24 protein-coding genes and 1 pseudogene are annotated in these 25846 nt (G+C 69.1%); 3 read left to right on the top strand and 22 right to left on the bottom strand.

What is annotated here, in order from left to right; all coding sequences use genetic code 11:
* Window positions 1–20: 20 nt before the first annotated feature.
* From RCO28_RS27060 to RCO28_RS27080, 5 genes are read right to left on the bottom strand one after another with little or no spacing between them, the layout of a single operon-like run.
* Window positions 21–1526, bottom strand: a complete 1506-nt coding sequence (locus RCO28_RS27060) for an FGGY family carbohydrate kinase (RefSeq protein WP_308943881.1) — start codon at window positions 1524–1526, stop codon at window positions 21–23.
* Complete coding sequence (locus RCO28_RS27065) at window positions 1523–2224, bottom strand: class II aldolase/adducin family protein (protein ID WP_308943882.1); 702 nt, start codon at window positions 2222–2224, stop codon at window positions 1523–1525. Before RCO28_RS27065 ends, RCO28_RS27060 begins: the two co-directional genes overlap by 4 nt.
* Before the next feature lie 30 nt (window positions 2225–2254).
* A complete protein-coding gene (locus RCO28_RS27070) occupies window positions 2255–2485 on the bottom strand; it encodes a hypothetical protein (protein WP_308943883.1) in 231 nt (76 codons plus the stop codon).
* Window positions 2482–3264, bottom strand: coding sequence for an FAD-dependent oxidoreductase (locus RCO28_RS27075; protein ID WP_308943884.1), 783 nt, complete (start codon window positions 3262–3264; stop codon window positions 2482–2484). Before RCO28_RS27075 ends, RCO28_RS27070 begins: the two co-directional genes overlap by 4 nt.
* Window positions 3261–4820, bottom strand: a complete 1560-nt coding sequence (locus tag RCO28_RS27080) for an FAD-dependent oxidoreductase (RefSeq protein ID WP_308943885.1) — start codon at window positions 4818–4820, stop codon at window positions 3261–3263. Before RCO28_RS27080 ends, RCO28_RS27075 begins: the two co-directional genes overlap by 4 nt.
* Window positions 4821–5071: 251 nt before the next feature.
* Between RCO28_RS27080 and RCO28_RS27085 the strand changes: the two genes are divergently transcribed.
* Both RCO28_RS27085 and RCO28_RS27090 read left to right on the top strand, forming a co-directional pair.
* Window positions 5072–6598, top strand: coding sequence for an APC family permease (locus RCO28_RS27085; RefSeq protein WP_308943886.1), 1527 nt, complete (start codon window positions 5072–5074; stop codon window positions 6596–6598).
* A 164-nt stretch (window positions 6599–6762) separates the two neighbouring features.
* A complete protein-coding gene (locus tag RCO28_RS27090; RefSeq protein ID WP_308943887.1) occupies window positions 6763–7671 on the top strand; it encodes a DeoR/GlpR family DNA-binding transcription regulator in 909 nt (302 codons plus the stop codon).
* 244 nt (window positions 7672–7915) lie between these two features.
* Here RCO28_RS27090 and RCO28_RS27095 read toward each other — a convergent pair whose 3' ends face one another.
* From RCO28_RS27095 to RCO28_RS27130, 8 genes are all read right to left on the bottom strand, one after another.
* Window positions 7916–9025, bottom strand: coding sequence for an FAD-dependent oxidoreductase (locus tag RCO28_RS27095; RefSeq protein ID WP_308943888.1), 1110 nt, complete (start codon window positions 9023–9025; stop codon window positions 7916–7918).
* Window positions 9026–9141: 116 nt separating this feature from the next.
* Window positions 9142–10110: a PDR/VanB family oxidoreductase gene (locus tag RCO28_RS27100; RefSeq protein WP_308943889.1), complete on the bottom strand. Its 969-nt coding sequence runs from the start codon at window positions 10108–10110 to the stop codon at window positions 9142–9144.
* Entirely contained in the window at window positions 10110–10589 is a 480-nt protein-coding gene (locus RCO28_RS27105) for a hypothetical protein (RefSeq protein ID WP_308943890.1), read from the bottom strand. Before RCO28_RS27105 ends, RCO28_RS27100 begins: the two co-directional genes overlap by 1 nt.
* Window positions 10590–10641: 52 nt before the next feature.
* Window positions 10642–11394, bottom strand: a complete 753-nt coding sequence (locus RCO28_RS27110) for an amino acid ABC transporter ATP-binding protein (RefSeq protein WP_308943891.1) — start codon at window positions 11392–11394, stop codon at window positions 10642–10644.
* A 62-nt stretch (window positions 11395–11456) separates the two neighbouring features.
* Window positions 11457–12467, bottom strand: a complete 1011-nt coding sequence (locus RCO28_RS27115; protein ID WP_308943892.1) for an amino acid ABC transporter permease — start codon at window positions 12465–12467, stop codon at window positions 11457–11459.
* Window position 12468: 1 nt separating this feature from the next.
* Window positions 12469–13392 carry an ABC transporter substrate-binding protein gene (locus RCO28_RS27120; protein WP_308943893.1) on the bottom strand — a complete coding sequence of 308 codons (924 nt, stop codon included), beginning with the start codon at window positions 13390–13392 and terminating at the stop codon, window positions 12469–12471.
* Between the two features lie 117 nt (window positions 13393–13509).
* The gene (locus RCO28_RS27125) at window positions 13510–14547 is read right to left on the bottom strand and encodes a succinylglutamate desuccinylase/aspartoacylase family protein (RefSeq protein WP_308943894.1); all 1038 of its coding nucleotides are present in this window, start codon (window positions 14545–14547) and stop codon (window positions 13510–13512) included.
* A gap of 44 nt (window positions 14548–14591) precedes the next feature.
* Window positions 14592–15659 (bottom strand): aromatic ring-hydroxylating dioxygenase subunit alpha, encoded by a 1068-nt coding sequence (locus tag RCO28_RS27130; protein WP_308943895.1) that lies wholly within the window; start codon window positions 15657–15659, stop codon window positions 14592–14594.
* 116 nt (window positions 15660–15775) lie between these two features.
* Here RCO28_RS27130 and RCO28_RS27135 point away from each other — a divergent pair, with 116 nt between their 5' ends.
* The gene (locus RCO28_RS27135; protein WP_308943896.1) at window positions 15776–16471 is read left to right on the top strand and encodes a GntR family transcriptional regulator; all 696 of its coding nucleotides are present in this window, start codon (window positions 15776–15778) and stop codon (window positions 16469–16471) included.
* Window positions 16472–16647: 176 nt separating this feature from the next.
* Here RCO28_RS27135 and RCO28_RS27140 read toward each other — a convergent pair.
* From RCO28_RS27140 to RCO28_RS27180, 9 genes and pseudogenes are all read right to left on the bottom strand, one after another.
* Window positions 16648–16860 (bottom strand): annotated as a pseudogene (locus RCO28_RS27140) (VOC family protein); the annotation flags it as partial.
* A gap of 54 nt (window positions 16861–16914) precedes the next feature.
* The gene (locus RCO28_RS27145; RefSeq protein WP_308943897.1) at window positions 16915–18384 is read right to left on the bottom strand and encodes an amidase; all 1470 of its coding nucleotides are present in this window, start codon (window positions 18382–18384) and stop codon (window positions 16915–16917) included.
* Entirely contained in the window at window positions 18381–19652 is a 1272-nt protein-coding gene (locus RCO28_RS27150) for a M20 family metallo-hydrolase (RefSeq protein ID WP_308943898.1), read from the bottom strand. The genes RCO28_RS27145 and RCO28_RS27150 overlap by 4 nt, the downstream gene beginning before the upstream one ends.
* Window positions 19653–19684: 32 nt before the next feature.
* On the bottom strand, window positions 19685–21034 hold the full coding sequence (locus RCO28_RS27155) for an MFS transporter (RefSeq protein ID WP_308943899.1): 1350 nt from the start codon (window positions 21032–21034) through the stop codon (window positions 19685–19687).
* A 104-nt stretch (window positions 21035–21138) separates the two neighbouring features.
* Entirely contained in the window at window positions 21139–22053 is a 915-nt protein-coding gene (locus RCO28_RS27160) for a LysR family transcriptional regulator (RefSeq protein WP_308943900.1), read from the bottom strand.
* A 167-nt stretch (window positions 22054–22220) separates the two neighbouring features.
* A complete protein-coding gene (locus RCO28_RS27165; protein ID WP_308943901.1) occupies window positions 22221–22535 on the bottom strand; it encodes a hypothetical protein in 315 nt (104 codons plus the stop codon).
* Between the two features lie 26 nt (window positions 22536–22561).
* Window positions 22562–23086: a LysR family transcriptional regulator gene (locus RCO28_RS27170; protein ID WP_308943902.1), complete on the bottom strand. Its 525-nt coding sequence runs from the start codon at window positions 23084–23086 to the stop codon at window positions 22562–22564.
* A gap of 25 nt (window positions 23087–23111) precedes the next feature.
* Window positions 23112–24482, bottom strand: a complete 1371-nt coding sequence (locus RCO28_RS27175; RefSeq protein ID WP_308943977.1) for an L-serine ammonia-lyase — start codon at window positions 24480–24482, stop codon at window positions 23112–23114.
* Window positions 24483–24618: 136 nt separating this feature from the next.
* Window positions 24619–25830, bottom strand: a complete 1212-nt coding sequence (locus tag RCO28_RS27180) for a helix-turn-helix domain-containing protein (RefSeq protein ID WP_308943903.1) — start codon at window positions 25828–25830, stop codon at window positions 24619–24621.
* Window positions 25831–25846: the final 16 nt, after the last annotated feature.

The following is a 25846-nucleotide window of genomic DNA, read 5'->3' on the forward strand; positions in this document are numbered from 1 at the left end:
TGCCCTTTCGGGGGTGCAGCTCAGTGCAGGGCAGCGGTGTGCCCGGCGAGCTGGGGGAAGACCTGGTCGCGGGTGCGTTCCCACTGCAGGCGCAGGTCCTGGTAGGTGCGGTAGCCGTCCGGAGTGGGCTGCACGGGCGAGTTGACCTCGACCACCGCGTCCACTCCTTCGCGCGCGGTGGCGAAGGCGCCTGATCCGATGCCGGCCAGGATGGCCGCGCCGATGGAGGGTGCCTCGACGCGGAGAGCCGGAATCAGGGAGTGGCCCAGGACGTCGGCCTTGATCTGGTTCCAGGTGGTGCTGCGCGCCTCGCCGTCGGAGATCGTCATGCTGGTCACCTTCAGGCCTCGCTCCGTCAGCGCCTGGAGCAGGGCCGGGTATTGGTAGGCGATGCCTTCGAGGGTGGAGCGAACGAAGTGTGGCAGCCCGTGGTGTCCGGAGATCCCGTGGAACACGGCGCGCACGTGGTCGTCCTGCACCGGAACGCTGGCGCCTTCGATGTACGGGAAGCACAGCAGGCCGTCGCTGCCCGGGCCCACCTTGTCGGTGGCTGCGATGAGTTCTTCGTAAGTGGAGTTACCGCCGAAGGCACCGCGTAGCCAGCGCAGAGTGGTTCCGCTGCCGACCGCGACCATCTCGTGGAGGTAGCAATCGGGGACGACGTGCGGCATCAGTCCGGTCAGACCGGTCGGGTCGAACACGGGCCGCTGCGCGACCGCGCGCCAGCTCATGGAGGAACCGGTGCCGATGCTGACGTCGCCAGCGTCGATGACGCCGGAGCCCAGCGCGGCGGCCGGGTCGTCGCCGCCTCCGGCCACCAGCAGGGTGCCGGGGGTCAGGCCGATCTCGTGCGCTGCGGCGCCGAGTTCAGTCCGTACCTGCCAGGGCTGGTACTTGACGTCAGGCAGTAGCTCGCGGGGTATCCCGTACACGTCGCACAGGTCCTCGCTCCAGGTTCCGGTGCGCCAGTCGTTGAGGATGCTGCGGGTCGGGCCGGTCGGGTCGGTGCCGATGTCGCCGGTCAGACGGTGGGCGAGATAGTCCTTCGGCTGCAGCGCGTGCCGGACCCGACGCCACAGGTTCGGCTGGTGACGTCGCGTCCACAGCAGGTTGGGCAGCACGAGCCCGGGGATGGGGAGCGTTCCGGTCATATCGACGAGGCGTTGACGCCCGAGGCGGTTGTACGCCGCGGACGTCTCGTCGGGGTCGCGCCGGTCGGTCCAGTGGATGACCGGCGCGAGAGCCTGGCCCCGCTCGTCGGTCAGCACGGCGATGTCGCGCTGACCGACGAGACACAGGGCCGCAACGTCCGCCGGAGCGACGTCGGCCTGTGCGAGGACCGCGGGTACGGCCAGGGCGAGAGCCTGGTACCAGTCCTCGGGATCGTTCTGAGCCCATCCCGGGTGCGGCCGGTGCATGGGGTAGAACTGCTCCGAGATGGCCACCACGCCCCGCTCCGGGTGCACCAGAGCGGCCTTCAGGCAGGAAGACCCGACGTCGGCTCCGATGAGCCAGTGACGACTCATGCCGGAACGGAAACCGTCTGCGGCGCCGGCAGCGGCTCGGGAGCGCCGGGGAACTGCGCGCGCCAGTACGAGGCGATCCACTCGACCTGCTCCTTGGGCAGCTCGTCCACCTCTTCCTTGAGCTGCCTCGCCGACAGGTACACCTCGCAGGCACCCTCGACCACCGAGGCGGTGTGGAAGGCGTGCTCGAGGTCGGCGCCGATGGCCAGGAGGCCGTGGAAGCGCATGAACGTCGCACCGCGGTCCTCAAGGGCGGCCGCGGTGAAGTCGGCCATCTGGTCGGTCTCGGGCTGCGAGTAGGGCGAGGTGTACACGGCGCCGCCGGTCGCCTCGACCAGACCGGTCAGGATGGGCGGCAGGGTCCAGCCGAGGCTGGCGAAGGTCATCACGGCCTTGCCGTGCGTGTGGACGATGGCGCCGATGTCCGGGCGACGCTTGCAGATCAGCGTGTGCATCGGCACCTCGGAAGTGGGAGCACGGCGCCCTTCGACCTGCTCGCCGTCGAGGCTGACCACCGCGATGTCCTCGGGCTCCAGGAAGTCGTACTGAGTGCCGGTCGGCGTGCAGGCCAGGAGCTCGGGCTCACCGGGGATGCGCATGCTGATGTTGCCGGCCGTGGAGTACACGAGGCGCTCGGACTGGAGCTTGCGAGCGAACGTGACGACCTTCTGTCGGGTCTCGAGCCACTTCGTTGTCATGGTGTGTGTTCCTTCGTTGTTGATAGGGGTTCAGGAGGATCGGTCGCGCGCCGTGCGGCGTCGGCCGAAGACTGTGGTGGCGGCGGACTTGAGGGCGGGGCCGCCGAGGGCAACCTTGATCAGCAGGGGGATGTCCTTCCGACTGATCTGCACCCGTGCCGGCCAGGCGCCCATGACGCCTTCCATCTCGATTCCGGCCTTGGTGTACCGGAGCTTCGTCGGCTCGAACGGGAGCTCGCCGATCGGTGAGCTGACTTTCATGCGGTCTCTCCCTGCGAGTGGATCCAGGCCTTGGCAGCCGCGGCCCCTTCGGTGGCACGGTCGGTGGCCCCGTCGACGGTCAGGGGCTGAACGAAGGTGACACCGTCAGCGTCGTCGAACAGAGCCCCTTCGACGTTGCGGTTGGGGCGGGCATCGGCGGCGAGGACGATTCCGTCGCACGTGATTCCGGTGACGTCGGCGCCGTTGTGTACTCGGACGCCTTCGACGCGGTGGGTGCCCAGGACTTCGATACGACCGTCGGGGAACCGTTCGTCTGCCCAGTCGACATTGCCCAGGCCGAGGATGGTGCCCCCTCCGTGCCTGAGTTCGACGGCCAGGCGGGCGGCCCAGGTGTCGTGTCCGACGATCAGCGGGCGCTGCCAGAGGGCGACGCCGCTGGTGAGGAGGTGTTCGACGACCGTGGCCGGCAGGACGCCCGCGGGCCGCTGTCCGGTGATGCCGAGGTCGGCCTGGGTCGCGGGGCGGCGGCCCCCGGCGTAGAAGAGCCGGTCGCCGGACAGCCACTCGACGCCCAGAGGCGAGACCAACAGCAGCCTGCGGTCCTGCCAGCGCATCGCAATGGCGCCCAGGCGCAGCTCGACCCCGGCCGCCTCGGCCTGCGCGGTCAGCTTTTGCACATGTGGCTCGTCCCACCCTGTCTCGCCCCCGGTGACGGGGATGCGATCGACGAGGACCACATGGGCGTTGGTGCCCTGGGCCAGGGCCAAGGCACAGCCCAGGCCACTGGGCCCGGCGCCGACGACAAAATAGGTGCTCATGATCCGACGGTCCCTCGAGTGGTGTGCAGAACGGTCGCCGGATCAGCGCCGGTATGCAGAGCGGTCATGAAGGAGATTCCGGCCAGGCACAGCGACCCCTGGCAGCGGCCGTAGCCGGCGCCCGTGCGCTTGCGCACGCCCTCGATCGACCTAGCGGGCACCGGACCGGTGAGTGCTGCTTCGATCTCCGCAGAGCTGACTTGCTCGCAGGCGCACACGACCATCCCGGACAACGGGTTCTCCGCGACCAACTGCTCGGGGTGCTCACTGGTACGCAACTTGGGTACGGGCGGGAGGACTTGCTGGGCGGAGGCGCTGTCCGGAGCGTCCAGGCCGGCCTTGCGCAGAAGATCGAGCGTGTAGTCGGCAGCGGCTGGGGAGATGCTCACTCCGGCCGAACGGTCCGTGCAGTGAACCAAGTTGGGGACCTCGGCGTCGAAACGGAGCCGGTGCTGCTCGTCGCCTGCGGGCCGGTTGGCCGCGAATGTCTTCATGACATAGGCGTCACGGACCTCCGGCACCAGCCGTGCGGCCTGCTCTACGACGGCCTCGATGGTCTCGGCGTCCGTGCTGCGGTCGTCCGGGTCTTCGATGTCGTGTGCGGTGGGCCCGAGGAGAACGGAGCCGTGTGTGGTCGGTACGACGTTGGTGCCCTTGGTGTCAGGCAGGTGGGTGCAGAACACGATCGACGACAGCCGCTGTCCGAATGAGCGGTCGACCACCGCGTACTGGCCCTTGCGGGGCCAGCTGATCAGCGGCTCGCCGCCGGCCAGACGGCTGATTTCGGCCGCCCCCACCCCTGCCGCGTTCACCACGAAACGGGCTGTCAGCCGCGATCGGTTCGTGGTGACCAGGAGAACTTCGTCGCTGTCTCGGTCAACAGCGATCACCCGCTCCGCGAATCGGAAGTCGCATCCGTTCGTCGCGGCCAGCCGTGCGTAGGCGGCGGTCAGCCGCATGGGGTCGATGATGCCTTCATCGGGTAGGAGGAGTCCCGCTACGGCTTGCGGGCTGACCAGCGGTTCCCGTTCACGGACCTGCCCTGCTTCCAGGGCCTCGACGGCCACTCCGCAGGCGACGACTTCGTCGCGAGTGTGCTCAAGGCGTTCGGCCTCGTCGGCGTCCAGAGCGACCATGACCCCGCCGATCCGGCGGTACGGCACGTCAAGGCGGGTACACAGCTCCTCCCACAACGGCGCGCTCGCGTTGATCAGCTGGGTCTCCAGCGTCTCGGGGGCACCGTAATAGGAGACGGCCACGCCGGCGTTGCCCTTGGAGGCATGCTCCGCGACGTCGTTCTCGGCCTCGATCAGGCCGACGCGCACCTCGGTGCGAGCCAGCCGTTCAGCGACGGCTGTTCCGAGAACACCGCCCCCGACGATCAAGACGTCGTAGTCCGCTTGCGGCGACATCGTGGACCTCACTTCCCCGGGACCCCTGCGAGCCGCCGGGATTCCCCATCCAGTGGGACAAATACAACTCTTCGATCGGGCTTTATGTTCATTCAAACGCTCGATCGCTCTGCAATGAACACTAAACACCCAATGAACGAACACGCAACCCTTGACAAGTGAACCTCTCAGGTGTTCGCTTACGTCTACTTCGAAAAGGTGCGCCAGGTCACACTTGCCGTGACTGGTTGCCCGGAGGGTCAGTAGTCGCAATACACACCAGAGCAGCGCAACACGCACCTCTGGGCCGGGGATGCCCGCACGCGTCACTGATCCGATGCAGCGCGGAAGAGGATCGAGGCGCGTATCCGCAGCGCGACGCCAGTGCCCGATCCCCGAAGAGAAGGGCACGCGTGATGACGCAGCCTCTTTCCGACGAGAACTCACCCGCCACAAGGCGCACGACTCCCGGCCCTCCTCACCCGCAGGAACGCCGGGCGACGCGCCAGGACCACGGCCTGGAGAAGAACGCCCTCGGGGCGCCCGCGATCGTCTTCTACATCATTGCCGCGGCTTCACCGCTGACCGGCGTGGTCGCGATCGTGCCGATCATGATCGGCACAGGGAACGGCGTCGGCACGCCCGCCAGCTTTCTGATCGCGGCCTGCCTGCTCCTGGTGTTCGCCGTCGGCTACCTGGCGATGAGTCGGCACGTCACCAATGCCGGTGCCCTGTACGCGTACGTCACCATGGGGCTGGGCCGCACACCCGGCCTTGGAACGGCATCCGTCACGGTCTTCGCGTACAGCTGTATCCAGTTCTCGCTGTACGGCGGATTCGGCTACTACCTGTCGTCGCTGCTCAACCGAGCCACCGGCGCGTCCGTCCCCTGGTGGACCTGCGCGGCGTTCGCGATGCTCTGCTGTCTCCTCATCGGGCTGCGCGGCGTGCACGCGGGTGGCAGAGTGCTCGGCGTCCTGATCTGCCTCGAATGCGCCATGCTCCTCACCCTCGGGCTTGGAGTGATCTTCCACCCCAACTCCTCGACACCAACCGACTTCAGTGCCGAACCGTTCACCCTTCCGGCGATCGCCGCCGCAGGCGTGGGCATCTCCATCATGTTCGCCCAAACGACCTTCATCGGCTTCGAAGGCAGTGCCATCTACAGCGAGGAGGCCAAGAAGCCGTCCCGCACCATCCCGCGGGCCACGTACTTCTCTGTCGTCTTCATGGCTGTCGTCTACGCCGTCACGTCCTACCTCATCATCGCCGGCACTGGCACCGACAAGGCCCAGAGCATCGCCCAGAGGGAATCCGGCAGCCTGGTGTTCTTCGTCAGCGACCGTGCCATGGGCTCCTGGGCCTCGGACGTGTTCCAGGTGTTGATCATCACGTCAATCTTCGCGGCGATCGTCACCTTCCACAACAACCTCTCCCGATACCTCTATGCGCTGGGCCGACAAGGGCTGGTGTGGGAGCGCCTCGGACATACGCTTCCGGGTCGCAGGACGCCCTACATCGCAGCGATCGCCCAGACCGCAAGCGCCGCCGTCGTAGTCGGTCTGTTCGCCGTGCTGGGCCTGGATCCCTACACGACGCTCTTCACCTGGCTGGCAGGCATCGGGACCGTCGGCATCATCGGCGCCCAGGTCGTTGCCGCCCTTGCGATCCTCGTGTTCTTCCGCCGTACCAAGGTGGACCAGCGCACATGGCACACTCGCATCGCACCGGCGATCGCCGTCGCCGGAATGATGGGCATGTTCATCGTGGCCCTCTCCAGCCTCGACCTGCTGCTGGGCGCCTCTACCGGTCTGACCGCACTCCTGGTGGGGCTCCTCGCCCTCAGCGCCGCCGCAGGAACCGGGTACGCCTTCTGGCTACGCCGCCACTCTGCCGAAAAATACGAGCGGATGCGGATCATGCTCTCCACGAAGGATTCTTGACAGGCCGACCAAACACCTCGCACCGGCAATGTTCGTTCGACCATGGAATGGTGAACGTGCGAACATTGCTGGTGCGCGGGCGCGTGCCCGCCGCTCTAAGGGAACCACCCCACACAGGAGGCCGAGTCAGTGATCGACCCATGGCACGTCGGGCCAGCCCACGCATGTCCCGCCAACCCCTCGGCAGGCCCACGCAGAGCCTCCACACCTGCCGGAACCGCTTCCGGCAGGATCATCGCCGAAGCCACGCTTCCCGAGAAGAGCGAGGGTTAGAGGTGTCCGCACCGCAATCAGACGGCACGCGCTGGGACGCCCCCTCGCGCCGAGGGCGGATCCTGGAGATTCTCGACACCGAGGACTTCGTCAGCGTGAAGGACCTGTCCGAGGAGTTCGGCCTCACCGAAATGTCGGTCAGGCGCGACCTCACCGCCATGGTGAACGAGGGCCTCATCACCCGGGTCCGCGGCGGCGCCTCCAAACCGCCGGCTACCGCCGGCTCCCCCCAGTACTCCCAGGCGGCCAGCCGCAACGCGCACGCCAAGCGCCTCATCGCTGCCCGCGCGGTGGAGCTGATCGACCCGGGTTCCTCGCTGTTCTTCTACTCCGGAACCACCGTGGCACGCGTCGCCGCGAGCCTCCCCAAGGACCTGCACTCCACCCTCACCATCGCCACGAACTCGCTGCCCGTCATCGAAGAGGTCAGCACCTGGCAAGATCCACACCTCGTGGCTGTCGGGGGAACCTATCTCCCCTCGTACATGACATTCGTCGGCCCTCAGGCCGTCCAAGCGGTCGAAGGCATGAACACCTCCGTGGCGGTCATCGGATGCGACGGTCTGAGCGCCGACGGTGGACTCACCACTCCTCACCAACTCGTCGCAGAGATCGGTGCCACCATCGCCCGTCAAGCCGCCCGCACCATCGTCGTCGCCGACTCCAGCAAGATCGGCAAACGTGGATTCACGCAGATTGCGCCCATCAGTGCCGTCAACGTTCTGGTCACCGACGCCGGTGCTGACGAAAAGGAACTCGACCGGCTGCGGGAAGCTGGCATCGACATCGTCATCGCCTAGCGAGCTCGTGCATGGTTGGCGGTGGTGCGTACGGAACTGGGCAGTCCTCGTCCGGCGGGTCGGGTGCGGTCATGGGCGCTGCCCAACAGACCCGCCAGGCGCTGCTGCCCGCCCGAATGCCGACCGCCGGCCCAACTCCCCACCCCTCAGACCAGGTTGGAAAGGTCGTCCCAGCGGGACCTCAGCGAGGCGGACTCGGCCTGCCGTCCGCCCACGACCAGGTGGGACGCCGAGCGAATCAGGCTCACACCGCTGTGGTGCCGAGCCTGAACCGGGGGTTGGGGCCTGACTCGCCCACCGCGAGGTCGGCCAGCATGCGGCCGAGGAGCGGCGTGAACTTGAAGCCGTGCCCCGAGCAGGCCGTGCCGATCACCAGGGGGCCGATCCGGTCGAGTAGGAAGTCCTCGTCGGCGGTGTTGGTGTAGAGGCAGGTCGTCTCGCTGCTGACCGTCGGCTCGACGCCCGGAAGGTGCTCGGCTGCGAACCCCAGGACTCGGCGACGCGCGTCCGCGTCGACGACACCGTCACGACCGTCCGGGGTCACCTCGCGCCCGCCGAGGTGTTCAGCCACCTTCACGCCTTCGTCAGCGGTCGGCATGCCGTACACGATGCCGCCGTCCTCACCCTGGAAGCTGAAGGCGGGCCATATGTCCGAGGGGGCGCGGGGCGGTAGATGGAAGACCTGCTCCTGAGTGACCGTCAGCTCGGGGAGCTTCACCACGTGGTCGAGGAGCCGGCTCGTCCATGGGCCCACCGTGACGACGGCGACCGGCGCGGTGAACGTGCCGGACGGGGTGTGGGCGCGCGCCCGGTCCGCGTCGACCTCCAGTGCCGTCACGGGGGTGGAGTGCCTGATGTCGCAGCCGAACCGCTCCGCCTGACGCTGTAGGGCCGGCAGCGTCGCGTCGGGGTCGACGCGCGACGCGCCCGGGTGGAACAGCACATCACCCGGAAGACGAAGCTGCGGCCAGCGCCCGGCGGCCTCCGCCTCCGTGAGCCGCTCGAACGCGGCTCCCTCGGCGGTGAGCGCGGCGGCCGCGCGATCGAGCCGGTCGGTGCGGCCTCCGTCGACCGCGCCGACCGTGGTGATCAGGTCAGCGCCCGTCTCCGATTCGAGCTGATCCCACATGCGCAGCGCTTCCACCGCCATCCCCACGTACAGCGGGTCGGGGTAGGCGAGCCGCAGCAGACGCGACCGGCCGTGCGAACTCCCGCGCCGGTGGCCGGGTTCGAAGCGTTCCAGAAGGCAGACGCGGTGGCCGAGTGAGGCGAGCTGCCAGGCGGTGGCCGACCCGGCGGCGCCGCCGCCGATGACGAGCACGTCGTATGCGCGTGAGGGCCTGGGCAGGGTCATGTCGATGAGGTTCCTCTCCGTGTTCGATGCGTTCGGCCAGTGGCGGAGTCACACTGCGATCCGGTCTCGGTGTCTTCGATACGTCGACGCTCCCGGGCCGAGCCCGGAGGCAGGGGTCAGAGGTCCAGGGCGAGGCGCGGTCCGCGGGCCCGGCCGACGCAGATCATCATCGTGTCGTTCGCGGCGCGTTCTTCCGGTGACAGAAGGCTGTCCCGGTGGTCGGGAACCCCGGCGACCACCTTCGTCTCGCAGGTGCCGCAGATGCCCTCCCGGCAGGAGTTCGGCACGTCGATCCCGTGGTCCTCCAGCGCGTCCAGGATCGATCGGCCGGCCGGCACGGTGACGCTGCGACCGGTCCGGCGCAGGACCACTTCGAACGCTTCATCGTCCGTTGCGTCCACGTCGTGCACCTTCGCCGTGAAGCGCTCCGCGTGGAGCGTGCCGGGCGGCCAGGTCCCACACACCTGCTCCACGGCGGCCAGCAGCGGTTCAGGGCCGCAGCAGAACACCGACGTGCCCGACGCAGGCGGCCCCAGGTAGGCATCCAGGTCGAGAAGCCCGTACTCGTCCTGCGGCCGAACCAGGACGCGCTCGCCGTGCCGGGAGAGGTCCGCCAGGAAGGCCATGCTCGACCGGGACCGGCCGCCGTACAGCAGGGACCAGTCGGCACCGGAGGAGGCGACGCTCTCGATCATCGGGAGAAGCGGGGTGATCCCGATGCCTCCGGCGATGAACCGGTACCGGAGGGCGGTGTCTTCGGGGAGTGCGAAGTTGTTGCGTGGGCCGGTGACATCGACGTGGTCACCGGGGCGCAGGACTTCGTGCACCTCGCGCGAGCCGCCGCGCGACACAGGTTCCCGCAGGACCGAGAGGCGCCAGATGGACCGGTCGGCGGGGGAACCGCTGAGCGAGTACTGGCGGGTAAGGCCGTTCGGCAGGTGCAGGTCCAGATGCGCTCCCGGTGTCCAGGGCGGCAGGTGCGCGCCGTCGGCCCGGGACAGGTGGACGGAGAGCACGCCCTCGGCTTCCCACACCAGTGCGGTCACGCGCAGGCGCAACGACTGTTCGTCGCCCGGCGCCCGCATCACGGCACCCAGCCCAAGACGCCGTGTCCGGCCGCGCCAAGCCGGACGACCGCGACCTGTGAGTCCGCGCCGTCCGGCCGGCGCAGGTTCACCCGCATGGGATCGTCGCCCTCGAGCACCATCGCGTCGGAGTCGGCCAGCAGGTGCCGGTCCTCGACCAGGACGTGGCCGCCCGAGGCGATCAGGACCACCAGTTCGTTCTCTCCGCGGTGCACCGTCGGCGCACCACTCGGGTCGACGAACTCCACGGCAGGGACGACGGACCCGGTGTCGGCGGAGACCTCCAGGGTCGCGCCGCCCGGCAGTGCCTCGGCGATCCGGCGCACCGCGGGCGGTGGTTCAGGACGCTCCTCGGCGTCGGTCAGCAGCTGTATCTGCCACTGCCACCGTTCACGTCGCGGGGTGTCCGGGGACGCGGCGACCTCCCGGCAGCCGACGGCCACCCGCCGATGAGCGTTGGCGCGCAGCACGAGCCTCATCGTCGTACCTCCTTCCGTCTGGTGAGGGGTCGTCCTTGGCCGGCGAGGGTTGTCATCGCACGGCCGCCAGGAAGGCCTTCGTCCGTGGGTGCTGGGGCTCCGTGATGACCTGTTTCGCCGGTCCCACCTCGACCGCCTGTCCCGCGTCGAAGAAGACGACCCGGTCGGCGACGTCACGGGCGAAGCCCATCTCATGGGTGACGACGATCATGGTCATGCCGGATTCGGCGAGGTCGCGCATCACGGTGAGGACGTCACCGACGAGTTCGGGGTCGAGTGCCGACGTCGGTTCGTCGAAGAGCATCAGCTTGGGGCGCATGCACAGGGCGCGGGCGATCGCGACGCGCTGCTGCTGGCCGCCGGACAGATGGCGGGGGTAGGCGTCGGCCTTGTCGGCGAGCCCCACCTGTTCGAGCAGGGCGAGGGCCCGCCCGGTGGCCTCGGCCCTGGGCTCCTTGAGTGCCCGCAGCGGTGCCTCGATGAGGTTCTGGAGGACCGTCATGTGAGGGAAGAGGTTGAAGTGCTGGAAGACCATGCCGATCTCGGTGCGCTGCCTGCAGATCTCCCGGTCGCCGAGTTCGTGCAGTTTGCTGCCGCGCCGCTGGTAGCCCACGACCTGTCCGCCGACCCAGATGCGGCCGCCGTCGACGGTCTCCAGATGGTTGATGCAGCGCAGAAAGGTGCTCTTGCCCGAGCCCGAGGGACCGATGAGACACACCACCTCGCCGCGCCGGACCTCCAGATCCACACCCTTGAGGACTTCGAGCGGCCCGAAGCGTTTGCGGACCTTTTCGGCGCGCACCATCGGGGGTTCCTGTTCCGCAGTGAGGTCCGCTGCGGCTCCCCGCCGGACCGTGTCGGGTCTGTTCATCCTGGGGTCCTCCCGGTGGCCAACGACGTGTGTGTACGCAGGAGTTGGCGGAACTGCTGGAGCGGGGTGGGCGCGAGGGTGCGGTTGCCGCGGGAGAACCGCCGCTCGACGTAGAACTGGCCGATCGTGAGGACGGTGGTGACGGCGAGGTACCAGACGCTCGCGACAATGAGGAGCGGGATCGTCTGGAAGTTGCGTGCGTACAGGATCTGCGCGGAGTAGAGGAGATCCGGCACGGCGAGCACGCTCACCAGGGCTGTGGTCTTGAGCATGCCGATGGTCTCGTTGCCCGTCGGCGGGATGATGACGCGCATGGCCTGCGGCAGGATCACCCGCCACATGGTCTGCACCTTCGTCAGCCCGAGCGCCCCGGCCGCCTCGCCCTGACCGTGGTCGACGGACTGGACGCCGGCCCGCACGATCTCCGACATGTACGCGGCCTCGTTGAGCCCGAGTCCGAGGAGAGCCGCCAGCATCGGCGTGATGAGTTGGTTGGCGTCAAGCGAGACACCCGGGATCCCGAACGTCAACTGCGGGTACAGCGCTGCCAAGTTGTACCAGAACAGCAGTTGGACGAGCACGGGTGTGCCGCGGAAGAAGGAGACGTACAGGAAGGCCGCCGACCGCACGACCGGGTTGGCGGAGAGCCGCATCACCGCGAGCACGACACCGAGGACGATGCCGATGGCCATGCAGATCGCGGTGAGTTCGAGGGTGACGAGCAGGCCTTTGCCGATCGACACATCGCGCAGGTAGGTGTTCACGACGTCCCAGCCGAACCGGGGATTGGTAAACACGGAGCGCAAGGTCGCCGCGGCGATGAGGAGGAGGACGATCGCGGTCACCCAGCGACCGGGGTGCCGCTTGGACACGACGGTGAGGCCGTCGGCCGGCACGCCCTCGGACCGTCCGGGCCGACCGGCTGTGCCGTCGGCGAGGAGTTGCGGCGCCGACGGCTCGGCGTCGTGTGCGGATCTGCGCTCCGGACGAGCGGTGAAGCCGGTCATGTCAGCTCCCGCCCTTGATGCGTGAGGCCCCCGAGATCTGCCACTTCTTCATGAGCGCGTCCATCGTGCCGTCGGACAGGATCGCCTTGACCGCGGCCTCCAGAGCCGGCTTGAGGGGTGAGTTCTTGGGGACGGCGAGGCCGTAGCGGTCGGGTGCGTAAAGCGGCCCGTCGACGAGTTCGAACTTGCCGCCCGACGCCTCTGCCTGCATGGCGAGGGAGATCGTGTCGGCCATGACGGCGTCGACGCGGCCGCTGACGACCGCGAGGTTCGCGCCGTCCTGGGACGGGAACAGCTCGATCGCGACTGGCTTCCTGCCCGCCTCCGCGCAGGACTTGGAGATCTCGGGGAGCTGGCTGAGCCCCTGCACCGACCCCTTCTGCGCGGAAACGGCGTGTCCGCACAGGGACTTCGGCGCCATCTTCAGCCCGAGCGGGTTGCCGGTCTTGACCGCGATTCCGGTGCCGCCCCGCAGATACGTCACGAAGTCGACGGTCTTGGCACGCTCCGGGGTGACCGAGAACGCGGAGGCCCCGATGTCGTACTTCTTGGCGGCGAGGCCCGGGAGGATGCTGTCGAAGCCGGCGTTGACGTGTCGGACCTTCAGGCCGAGCTTGGCTCCCAGGACGTCGGTGAGGTCGATGTCGAAGCCGGTGATCGTCTTGTTGTCGGTGTCGAAATACTCGAAGGGGCGGTAGGAGGCATCGCTCGCCACCACGAGCGTGCCCTTGGTCTTCACCTCCGCGGGGAGCAGGGCGGCGGCCGCCTCGTCGACTTCGACCTCGGGCACGGTGGCCGCCGGGTTCTTGGCTTTCGGGGCGGCGCCGTCCCCTTCCGCCGATGCGTCGGTACAGCCGGCGGTGGTCAGGAGGGCGACGAGCGTCAGCCCGACGGTCAGAGCGGGGAGCCGGATCGATTGGCGCATGGATGTGCCTTTCCGGTGCAGTGAGAGGGCGTGCTTCGGAGCGGCTGAGGGTGGGGTGCGGCCGTGGCAGGGCCGGCCTGGGCGAGGTCGGCCCGCCTTGGGCGGGGCCGGGTCGAGTCAGCGGCCGGTGGCGCCGGACGTGCCGGGCGTGGTGTCGGCCGCGAGGTGGTACAGGGTGTCGCCGAGGTCCACGAGGGGTGGCCTGCGGGCGATGGCGACGATGCCGTCACGGTGTGCGAGGACGGGCGCGGGGGAGCGGTCGAGTTCCTCGACGGGGTGGACACGGCCGATCAGTTCGCCCGCCTTGACCTCGTCGCCGAGGCGAGCGACGGGCTCGAACAGGCCGCGCAGCGGGGTGTGGACGGCGCCGTCCACGAGCAGATCGATCCAACGAGTGGGCGCGGCGGCCGGTGTGCCGGCAGGCGCGTCGAGAATGCCGGCGGCGGCCAGCACGCGGCGCAGCCCGTGGACGGCGTCGCCGACGACCGGTGGGGTCACCTCGCCGCCGCCGTCCAGCTCGGTGGAGATCATCGGGACCCCGGCGTCGTCGGCCGCGGTCGAGAAGGAACCGGGCTCGAATCGCGCAGGGACGACGGCCGACCAGGCGAGCCCCATCGCCTCGGTCATCCGCCGCTTGGCGTCCCACGCCCGGGAGTTGGGCCCCGAGTAGACGAACGCCGACGGCACGTAGTGCGTGGTGGACCCGCCCGAGTGGAGGTCGAGTGCCAGGTCGGCGTGGGGGAGGAGTTCGGTGACGACGGCGTGGGCGATCTGGGCGGTGGGGCCGCCGCGCGCGTTGCCCGGGTAGACGCGGTTGAGATTCTGACCGTCGAGCGGCGAGACACGGCCGGCCGCTCGTACGGCCGGAAGGTTCAGGGCGGGCAGGACGATGATCCGGCCGTTCACCTGCGCGGGATCCACCTCCCGCAGCAGTCGGTGGAGGACCACCTGGCCCTCGTACTCGTCGCCGTGCGTGCCCGCGACGAGCAGTGCCGTGGGGCCGGGCCCGCCGGAGAGCACGGCGACCGGCACGGGGATGACTCCGGCATCGTGACGGTTGTCGGAGTGCGTGAGGTGGAGGGCGCCGATCTGACGGCCCTGGGCGCCGAGGTCGATGCCCTGTAGTGCGGCACGGCGTCCACGTCCTTCTGCCACCGGGGTGCTCGGTCTGCCGCCGGCGCTGTCGGCCGTCACCGCGATCAGCCCCCCACCGGGTCGGCCACGGCCCGCGGGGCCTTGAAGGCCCGGTCCGTCCGCGTGGCGTCGGCCTGCTCCTCGGCAAGCAACCGGGCAAGGATACGGCGGGCTTTGGCGACCCCGGCGTCCTGGCCGATGAGCACGTCGTGCTCGCCCGCCGCCCGCTCCCGCATACCGGCCTCCTGCCCGCGCAGCGCGTCGGCGTCCTCGCGCAGCACGGTCTCGAGCCCCGTCTCCAGCTCCCTGGTGACCCAGTCGGCGTCGACGGCGAAGTTCCGGCTGAACGCGTAGTAGTACCAGGTGGTCCTCTCGTCGATCGGGGTGATCCCGTTGAGGACCTTGATGAGATGGCCCTCCTCACGTGGGCGCCCCCGAGCGGTGATGCCGGAGTGCAGTACGTGGTAGCTCGGGACGTGGAACTCGGTGGCATGGAACCGGTCGTAGAGCCCCTCGGTACTCATGGTGCGCGCGTACAGAGGCGGCGCCTCGACGCCGGGCATGAGCCGGTCCACGGTGACGACCCGGCCGTCGACCTCGACGGTGATGCCGTGTTCGTAGATGTAGTCGTCGCCGACGGTCGACTTGTGCAGGAACGACTCGTGGGTGAGATCGAGCAGATTGTCGTGGATGAGGTCGTGCCGGCACTCGAAGAGCATGGTGTGGATGACGGTGGCCCAACGGGGGTCGCTCATCCAGTGGGTGTCCGGTACGAGGTTCCGGTCGGCGAGGTCGGCGTCGCCGGTCCAGACCCAGATCCATCCGTCCTTCTCGACGACCGGGTAGCTGCGCACGCGGGCGCGGCTGGGGACAGCCGACTGGGCGGGCACGCGCGTGCAGACGCCGTCGGGCCCGTACGCGAAGCCGTGGTAACCGCACTCGATGGAGTCCCCGACCGTGCGGCCGGCGGAGAGCGGATAGGCGCGGTGGGCGCAGCGGTCGGCCAGCGCTACGGCGGTGCCGTCGGTGGTGCGGTAGAGGACGAGGGGCTGCTCGCAGATGATGCGGCGTACAGGCTTGCCGGTCACCTCGGTGGACCATGCGGCGACGTACCAAGTGTTCAGGACAAACACGATCGAAGCCTCCTTGGATGCAGTGGATGCACTGTATACAGTGCATCCACGAGAGACAATGGGTCTGTGGGGATGGTTTTCTTCCCCCGGATGGACAGCAGGGACGGAGACGGAACGTGAAGCCATTGCGGAGCGACCCAAGGGACGCGCGACCCCTGGGGGTACGCGTCTACGAACGCCTCCGCGACGAGATCGTCTCGGGCGCGATGGAGGCCGACGCGCCGCTGGTCCAGGAGCAGTTGGCCGAGCGTCTCGGCGTCTCACGCACCCCGCTCCGCGACGCGCTGAACCGCCTCGCCCACGAGGACCTGGTCACGTGGATGCCGGGCAGCGGATACATCGTCAATGCCCTGAAACCGGACGACATCGCCGAGGTCTACCAGGTACGCCAGTCCCTGGAGACCCTGGCCCTTCGGCTGGCCTGCGGCAAACACGAGCGCGCCCAACTCTCGCGGCTCGTCGCCCTGATCGAGGACATGGCGGCGTCCGACCCGCTCGATGCGGTCGCCCAGTTCGAACTCAACCGAAGCTTCCACATGGCCCTCATCGAGCCATGCGGGAACACGCTTCTGCTTCGCATGATCGACACCCTCTGGGACCACCCGTTCAACCGCCGGATCACGCGCTCGTACGTCGACGATGCGGGCAACGTCCCGCTCATGGTCACCGAACATCGGGCGATGTTCGAGGCAGCCCGCACAGGCGACGAGGACCTCCTCGTCCGCCTGGCCACGAAGCACATGTACACGGGCTACCGGGCAACCCTGCCGGAGGACAGCGAAGTGGAACTGCTGCACGGAGAAGGGCCGTAGGGGGACGCCGGTGCTCGGTCGGTAGCGCCCCGTCGATGGCGGCTGCCTGCCGACCGTTCAACCACACCTCCGACGAACTGCCCGTCATCCGAGGGATGTTCCTGCGCACTCGGATCCGTGGCGGTGCCGTGGGTCAGTTGGCCGTGTGCACTTTGGCTAACGGACCCGATCGGCCGTCACTTCTTCTTCAGCTCCTCGGCGAGCATCACAAGGATGCCGCTGGGACCGCGGACGTACGTGAGCTTGTAGACATCCTCATAGGTCGCCACACCGCGAAGCGGACGGCATCCGTGCTTTGCGGCTGCGTCAAGGGCTTTGTCGATGTCGTCGGCCCCGATGCATCTGGCCGAAGCTCCGTACGAACATCTGGGTACTGCGTGACCGGAGCGCCCTGACGATGGAGGTGCATCCTCGCCCTGCTCAGTGGCGAAGACGTTGAGGCCTCACAGACATGCTGCCGGAGCAATCGTCGGCAGCAAAGGCCACGCAGTCTTGGGCACGAGTGCCTCGACGGCGGCGCCTACGCGGAAGACGGCTGTCTCGTCCAGCGGGTGGCCCACGATCTGGACCCCGGTCGGGACGCCATTGCCGGCGACGCCGCTGGGGACGGCGAGCACCGGGCAGCGGTTGGCGACGTTGAACGGGCTGGTCAGGTGCCCCTCCCAGTAGTGGTCGAGGTGGCGGTCGCCGACGTTCAGGCCGTCGAGGTAGTCGCCGTCCGCGTCGAGCGCCGTCACGGCGTTGGTCGGGCAGAGCAGCACGTCCACGTCCGCCATCGCGGTGGCCAACTCCCGTTGCAGCGCCGCGTCCAGGGCGAGCGACTCGACCAGTCCGACGTCCTCGGCGGCCCGGCGGGCGTCGGTGATGAAGCGTTGCGCGTACGGCGCGAGGGACGCCGCGTCTCCGCACTCGCGCTCCATAGCCGGGCCCAGGATCTGGCCGAAGTGGACGAAGATCGTGCGCCTGATCCGGCTCGACGTCCAGGGCAGGTCGACCGGTACGACGGTGGCGCCGGCCTGTTCGAGGCGGGCGGCGACGTCGAGTGTGGCGGCCTCGACCTCGGCCGCCACCGGGAAGTCGCCCAGCCGCACCGAGAGGCCGACCCGGACGCCCCGCACCGCCGCCACCGGGTCCTCGGGCAGCTCGACCGGCACGCCGTGCAGCCCCCAGGAGGCGTGATCCGCCGGGTGCAGGCCGGACATGACGGCGGCGAGCAGGGCGGTGTCGGCAACGGTTCGGCCCATCGGGCCGTCGCCGCGGTACCAGTCCGCGCTGAGCGGCGGCAGTCCGGGGATCCGGCCGTACGGAGCCTTGTAGCCGACCGTGCCGGTGAAGGCGGCGGGCACCCGGGTCGACCCGGCGATGTCGGAGGCCGTCGCAAGGGTCGTCATCCCGGCAGCGAGCGCAGCACCCGCGCCGCCGGAGGAACCGCCCGGGGTGGCCGACAGGTTCCACGGGTTCCGGGTCACGCCCCACATCGGGCTGTGCGTCACGGTGGCGCAGCTGAACTCGGGCGAGGTGGTGCGGGCGTGGATGACGCCGCCCGCCTGCCGGACCCGCTCCACGACGGGGTGGTCGGCGTCGCTGATCCGCCCGGCATGCGCCGCGAGACCCTGCTCGATACGGCGGCCGGCCAGGTTGTGCTTCTCCTTGGAGGCGACCGGGACGCCGAGGAGCGGGGCCGTCGGCGATCCGTCCCGAGCGGCGTCCAGGTATGCCGTGGCCGCCTTCTCGGCGAGCGTGCGGGCCTCGTCGGCGAAGGTCTCGGTGAACGCGTTGATCCCGGTCCCGCGGTCGCCGTTGACGCGCTCCGCCTGGGCGGTCACGGCGTCGAGCAGCTCGACCGGCGACAGCTCCAGGCTGCGGAAGGCGCGCAGCGCCGTGACCGCGTCGAGGTGGGCGAGGTCGCTCATCGGGTGCCTCCCTGCGCCGCGCGCTGCTCGGTGACCTCGTCGAGCCCGCCGCCGAGGAGTTCCCAAGTGGCCTCGGTCAGGGCGTCCACGCCGACGGCCATCTGCGCGTCGCTGGTCAGCTCGCGCTCGCAGTGGCTCACCCCGTCGATGGAGGGGATGAACATCATCAGGGCAGGCACGATCCGGTTCATGGGCACCGAGTCGTGGCCCGCCATGGTGTTGACCCGCCGCACACCGATGCCGAGCCCGGCCGCGGCCTTCTCCGTGATCTGCAAGCTGCGCTCGGGGAAGCTCTGCACGGGCCGTACGTCGAAGTCCCGTACCTCGATGGCAAGTTGGTGCTCGCGGGCGACATCCGCGATGCGCTCGAGGAGCAGCGCGCGAGCCTTTTCGACGATCGCCGGTGAGGAGGCCCGGAGGTCGGCGACCAGGTGGACCCTCCGGGGGACGACGATCGGGGAGTTCGGCTCCAGGGTGAGGTAGCCGACCGACGAGACGATCGACTCCGGCTCGAACTCGCCGGTCACGTCGTGTACCAGGCCGATCACGCGGGCTGCGGCGACCAGGGCGTCGCGCCGGTCGGCCATCGCGGTCGCGCCGGTGTGGGACTGCTCGCCGAGCACCTCGACGTCCAGCTTCTGCGTGTACCAGCTGTGGTCCACGGCGCCGATCGCGATGCCCTCGCGCTCCAGTACGCGGCCCTGCTCGATGTGGATCTCGGCGTACGCGACCGGGGTGGGGCGAGGGTCGGAGCCGCGGTAGCCGATGGCGTCGAGCGCCTCGGCGACGGTGACGCCTTCCAGGTCTGTGACGGCCAGCATCGCCTGCTCGTCCATGAGCCCGGCGAACACCGAACTCCCCATGATCGAGGGGGCGAACCGGCCGCCCTCCTCGTTGAACCAGTCGACGACGGCGAGGTTGTACTTCGGCGCCTCCTCGCCCTGTGCGACCCGCCGCGCCAGCCGGTCCGCGGCGTGCAGGGCCGCGATCACGCCGTACGCACCGTCGAACCGGCCGCCGCGCGGCTGGCTGTCCAGGTGCGAGCCGACGAGCACGTAGTCGGCGCCCGGATGCCACTCGACCAAGGCGAACATGTTGCCGATCGAGTCGACCCGTACGGGCCAGCCCCGCTCGGCGGCGAACGCGGCGAACCAGTCCCGCATCTCCTTGTCCTCGGGCGTGGCCGCCTGCCGTTCGACACCCCCGGCGGGGGTCGCGCCGATCGCGGCCACGTGGTGGAAGTCGGTCAGGAATGTCTCTGCGCTCATGGCGCTGTCCTCCAACGGGTGGTGACGGTCGGTCAGGCCGCGACGACAGCGCGGTGGGGGTGCGTCTCGGGCACCCTGGTGGCGAGCAGCAGCACGAGGACGATCGCCGCAGCGGCCGCCATGTAGTACCCGGGCGAGGCGGGGACGCCGGTCCGTCCGGTGAGGTAGGTGCCGACGAACGGGGCGGTGCCGCCGAAGAGGGCGTAGGCCACGTTGTAGCTCACGGCCGCCGACGTGAACCGGGTCCGGGTCGTGAAAATCTCGACGAAGAACGTGTAGCAGCCGCCGCCGTACATGGTCAGGCAGACCACGAACAGGGCCTGTCCAAGGAGCGCGAGGCCGAGCGAACCACTCGTCACCAGCGCGAAGGACGGCACCGCGACCACGGCCAGGGCCAGCGATCCCGCGATCAGCATCGGCCGGCGTCCGACCCGGTCGCCCACGATGCCCCACACCGGCAGCAGTACGGCGTACAGCAGCATCGCGGCCGCGTTGGTGAGCAGCGACTCCTCACGGCTGAGACCACCCGCGGTCTGGATGTACGACACGAAGTAGCCGCTGACGAAGTAGAAGCCCATCGCGGTCAGGCCCATCACCAGGACCACCTGCAGCATGCGGGCCTTGTTCTCCCGGAACGCGTCCTTCACCGGGCTGCTCTCCTGGCGCTCCGCCTGCTCCAGGACCTTCTGGAACGCAGGGCTCTCCTCCGTACGGCTACGGATCCACAGGCCGAAGAAGGCGAGCGGCAAGGAGAGCAGGAACGGGATGCGCCAGCCGTACGACTGGAAGGCGCCCTGGTCGAGCGTCCGCGACAGGACCAGGAACAGCGTGCCGCCGACCACGGAGGGCAGCGCGGTCGCCGCCAGGGTGATGTTGAGCCAGAAACCGCGCCGGTGGAGCGGGGCGTGCTCGAACACGAAGGCCGGCGCGCCGACCGACTCGCCGCCCGCGGAGAAGCCCTGGACCAGGCGGCACAGCACGAGCAGCGCGGGGGCGGCGGCACCGATGGTCGCGTAGGTGGGAAGCAGGCCGATCAGGGCGGTCGCGGTGCCGATGGACAGCAGCGTGATGTAGAGGACCTTGCGGCGGCCGATCCGGTCGCCGAGCGCGCCGAAGAAGAGGCCGCCGAGCGGGCGTACGAGGAAGGCCACGCCGAACGTCGCGAACGTGGAGAGCAGGCTGGCCAGTTGGCTCTGGCCGGGGAAGAACAGGGACGCCAGCGTCACGGCTGACAGGGCGTACAAGGTGAAGTCGTAGAACTCGATGAACTGGCCGACGCTGCCGCCGGCCAGGACGCGTTTCTGGATGCGTGTGGGCCGGGCCGGGTCGGTCCCATCGGACGGCGACGAGGCTCTGGCGGTGGCGGGTTCGCTGGTCGTCATCGGTGGCTCCCCAGGTCGAGTGCAGCCATGTTTGGGGAGCGGCGTTTGATGTGTCTAACAGATTCTTTCGCTGCGCATCATCGACTCGGTCGATGCATGAGTGATCAGCCCGCGAGCCCGAAGATCCGAAGGCAGACCTCCTCGAAAGCCTGGGCCTTGAGTGTCGGCCGGGTACCGGCGGCGCGGACCAGCAGCACGTCGATCTGCGGGAGGCTCTCGACTATGGGGAGCCGGACCACCGGGCTGCCGGCGTAAGTGAGGTCGTGGTGCAGTCGTTGGTTGAGCACGGAGTAGCCGTGGCCGCGGCTGACGAACGACCGGACGGTCTCGTAGCCGCTGGCGCGGTGCCGGATCATGGGCGCGATGCCGCACATCTTGAAGAGACTGAGGTAGTACTCGCGGGTGTGCGGCAGGTCGAGGAGGATGAACGGCTCGTTGGCGAGGGCACTCAGGCTAACCGGCTGCTCAGGTTCGGCGGCGAGCGGATGGTCGGCCGCGACTATGACGTGGGGTGGGACGTGCTGCAGGGTTCGGCGCGGCAACTCTGCCCCCAGGCCCAGGTCGTACATGAGGGCCAGCTCGCACTTGCCGTCGCGCAGCGCCCGCCTGAGGAATTCCTGATCCCCCTCCAGGAAGGACAGGTGCACGCCCGGATGCTCGCGCTCGAACTCCTGAAGGATGGCCGGGGCCCGAAACGGCGCGAGCGGCGCGAACACGCCGACGGAGAGCTCCCCGACGAGGTCGCCGCCGTCCTCGCGGGCCGTCTCCGGCAGCCGGTCGGCCTCTTCGAGCAGTACCAGGCTGCTCCGCAGCAGCCGCCGCCCGGCCGGGGTGAGACGCAGGCCCCGCCGGTGGAGCCGGGTGAACAGCTGTACCCCCATGGCGTGCTCCAGCTGGGAGATCGCCGAGGAGAGCGTCGACTGTGTGACCTTGAGGGCGACAGCGGCCTCGGTCATGTTCTCCAGCTCGGCCACCGTGCAGAAATAGCGGAGCTGCACCAGCGTGAATGACCTCATCATTCTCGACATTGTGCCGACATGCCGCGGCGGCGCCGCACCCGAGCCCCAGAGGGTGCGGTCGCGGCGGACCTGCATGCCTCCACCTGTCCGCTGGCGGTCGAGTCCCCCATGGAGTCGTGACGTCTTGAGCGCACGGTACGACTTCACGTGTTCGCCCCGAGCGGCGCTCAGTAGCAACGTCGTCCGTCTATGGAGGTCTGGGCGGTCTCGCGGATGCAGGCGGCGAGGTCCGGAATCGCAGGATTGGCGGGTGGGTCGGGCCAGGCGAGGCGGACCGGGACCTGTGGGGCGTCGGTGAGGGGGTAGTAGCCGACACCGGGGTAGGGGTAGATGTGAGAGGTTGCGGTAGTGGTCATGCCGAACCCTCGGTCTGCGGCGATCGCCGCCAGCCAGTCGTCGGTGTTGCCGACCTCTGTGACGGCTCGTGGCTGGTGCTCGCTGGGCCAGAGGCGTCGTGAACTGGCGTCCGAGACGGTGTTCATGATCAGGGTTCGCCCCGCCAGGTCGGTCAGACTGAGGGCCGTCCGGCCGGCTCGCCGTGCCGGGACAGGGCCACGACGGGTTCCTCGTGGAACAGGACGGTGCTGTCGAGGCCGGGGGCGGGCGCCGGCCCGCGCAGGATGACCGCGTCGACCCGACCCTGTGCGAGGCCGTCGTCGGCGCGCAGCAGTTGCAGGGGCGTCTCGGGGTGCAGTTGCTGCCAGCGGAGCAGGACTGCCGGAGTGTGGCGGCCCAGGGCGGACCCTGCGTGACCCAGGCGGAGAGGCCAGGGGCCCGCGCGGGCCGGGTCGAGGGCGGCTTCCGCCGCGCTGACCGCTGCCGCGGCGCGGACGCGGAAGGACGTGCTGGCGGCGGTGAGGCTCAGGTGGTGGGTTGAACGGTCTACTAGCCGTACGCCGAGGTGGTTCTCCAGAGCCTTGAGAGTGCGGGAGAGCGAGGGCTGGCCGATGCCGAGGCGCGCGGCGGCGTGCGTGATGGTGCCCTCCTCCGCGATAGCGAGGAAGGCGCGCAGGTGGCGCAGTTCCATGGTCATGCCTACAGCGGGAGCGCGGGGTTCGTCAGCATTCGATGACGTTGACGGCGAGGCCGCCGCGAGAGGTTTCCTTGTACTTGATCTTCATGTCGGCTCCGGTCTCCTTCATGGTCTTGATGGCTTTGTCCAGGGAGACGTGGTGCCGGCCGTCGCCGCGTAGGGCCATGCGTGCGGCGGTGATGGCTTTGACCGAGGCCATGCCGTTGCGTTCGATGCAGGGGATCTGCACGAGGCCACCGACGGGGTCGCAGGTGAGGCCGAGGTTGTGTTCGATGCCGATCTCGGCGGCGTTCTCGATCTTTTCAGGAGTGCCGCCGAGGATTTCGGCCAGACCGGCAGCTGCCATGGAGCAGGCGGAGCCGACTTCGCCCTGGCAGCCGACCTCGGCGCCGGAGATGGAGGCGTTCTCCTTGAAGAGGATGCCGATGGCACCGGCCGTGAGCAGGAAGCGGATGATGCTGTCGTCGTCGGCGCCAGGGATGAAGTTGCGGTAGTAGTGCAGGACGGCGGGGATGATGCCGGCCGCGCCGTTGGTCGGGGCGGTTACGACACGGCGCCCGGAGGCGTTCTCCTCGTTGACGGCCATGGCGTAGAGGGTGACCCACTCCATGGCGTGTTGGTGAGGGTCGCCCTGGGCGCGCAGGGACCGGGCGGAGGTGGGCGCGCGGCGGCGGACTTTGAGGCCGCCGGGCAGGACGCCTTCACGGGACAAGCCAGCGTCTACACACTCCTGCATGACGGCCCAGATTTTCAGCAGGCCGTCGCGTATCGCTTGTTCGGGACGCCATGCCTTCTCGTTCTCCAGCATCAGGCTTGAGATGGAGTGCCCCGTTTCTCGGCAGCGCTGTAGCAGCTCGTCGCCGGTGGAGAAGGGGTACTTGAGCGGGGTGGCGTCGCGCTTGATGCGGTCCGCGTCGATGGACTCTTCGTCGATGACGAAGCCTCCGCCGACCGAGTAGTACGTCTTTTCCAGTAGGGGCTGTCCGTCCGCGGCCAGGGCGGTGAGCGTCATGCCGTTGGGGTGGTGGGGCAGGGAGCGGCGTCGGTGCAGAACGACGTCGGAGTCGGGGTTGAAGTCGATGCTGTGGGCGCCGCCGGGCAGGTACAGGCGGTGGGAGTGGGTAATGCGTTCGACGTCGAGTTCGGCTTGGTCTACGTCGACGGTGTCGGGTGTGTTTCCTTCCAGACCGAGCATGACGGCTTTCGGGGTGCCGTGGCCGTGGCCGGTCGCGCCGAGGGAGCCGTAGAGCTGGGCATGCAGTCTGGCTGCGTGGGTGAGGAGGCCGTCGGCGGTCAGGTCTTGGGTGAACAGGCGGGCCGCGCGCATGGGTCCGACGGTGTGGGAGGAGGAGGGGCCGATGCCGATGGAGAAGAGGTCGAAAACGCTGATGGCCACGGAAAGCCCCTTGTCAGTGTGGGGATGCGACGCGCATCCGGTGCGGGTGGGTCGGGTTCGCTGCCGGTCCAGCCTGGTGTCAGGGCGGGACAGTGCGGGTGGACCGGCAGCGGTCTGAGGCCGGCGCACGCCGGATCTAGATGCGCGGGCGTTTCGCCCAGCGGGTGGTCTTGATGGCCATGTGGAGTTCCAGGCGTGCCGGGCCGTCGAGGGGATCGGTACCGATGGCGTCTTTGATGCGGCCGAGCCGGTAGTAGAGGCTGGTGCGGTGGAGGTGGAGGCGCCTGGCGACCTGGTTGACGCTGGCACTGTCGAAGTACACCTCCAAGGTGTGCAGGAGGTCTCCGTTGTCATCGGCCGCATCCAGGCGGTCGTACAGCTCGGACTGGTGAAGGGTGTCCCCCCGGAAGTTCCTGGCGAGGAAGCCGTAGGGGCCGACGTCGTCCCAGGCGGCCAAGGGGTTGATTTCGGGGTCCACTGCCGCAGCCTGACCGGCGATGACGGCTTGCTGGTAGGCGTCGGGGAGGCGGTCGACGGTCTTGAGGGGGCTGCTGACACCGGCGAAGACCGGAGGTGGCGTGGGAGTGCGGGCGGCGGTCGCCACGGCAGTGGTGAGGTCGTGGTGCAGCTGGTGCAGGGTGTCTGCGCCGTGGCTGGAGCGGACCAGGACGGTGGTGTGGGTGTCCTGCACGGACGTGGCCAGTACGTGACTGTGGGCGGCCAGGGTCTGGTGCAGCGCCACGCGCAGCTGGGTGGTCTCGATGTCGCTGCGGTGGGCGGTGTCCGGCGAAGGGGCGGCCAGACACACGAGCACATGCACGGTGTCCAACGCATACAGCGCGGACCAGGTTCTGAGGTCATCGAGGGCGGCGGGGTCAGCGTGGCAGGCGTGCTGGAAGCAGGATTCGCGATTGCGGCGTTCCTCCAGCAGCGGGTCGGCCTTGTCGTACTGGAGGGCAGCCAGGGTGTCGATCTGGTTGCCGAGGTTGGCCAGTTGGCCGAGGAGGGCCGGTGTCGACCAGGTGTCGTCGGACTGGAGGATCCACAAGGTGCCGGTCTTGACGCCGTGGTGCATGAGGGGGACGCAGAGGCGGGCGCGCATGCCCAGATCGGGGTTGGGCGGTACTTCCACGGGCTCGGTGGCGGCGGCGACACCGTGCCTGTCCTGCCAGGCGCGGATGTCGTCGGGGACAGCGCGGGTGAGCAGTGAACGGACACGGGCCTCATCGGCGCGGCCCTGCTGGGCACTGTAGGTGACCAGGCGGCCGCTGAGGTCGTCGACGGATACGCCCTTGCCGAGGGTGGCGGCGACCTCGTCCACGATGTCCTGGATATCGCTGTTGGCCATGCCGGTCTTCCCCTTG

This window comes from Streptomyces sp. LHD-70 (assembly GCF_031157275.1).
Taxonomy (GTDB): Bacteria; Actinomycetota; Actinomycetes; order Streptomycetales; family Streptomycetaceae; genus Streptomyces.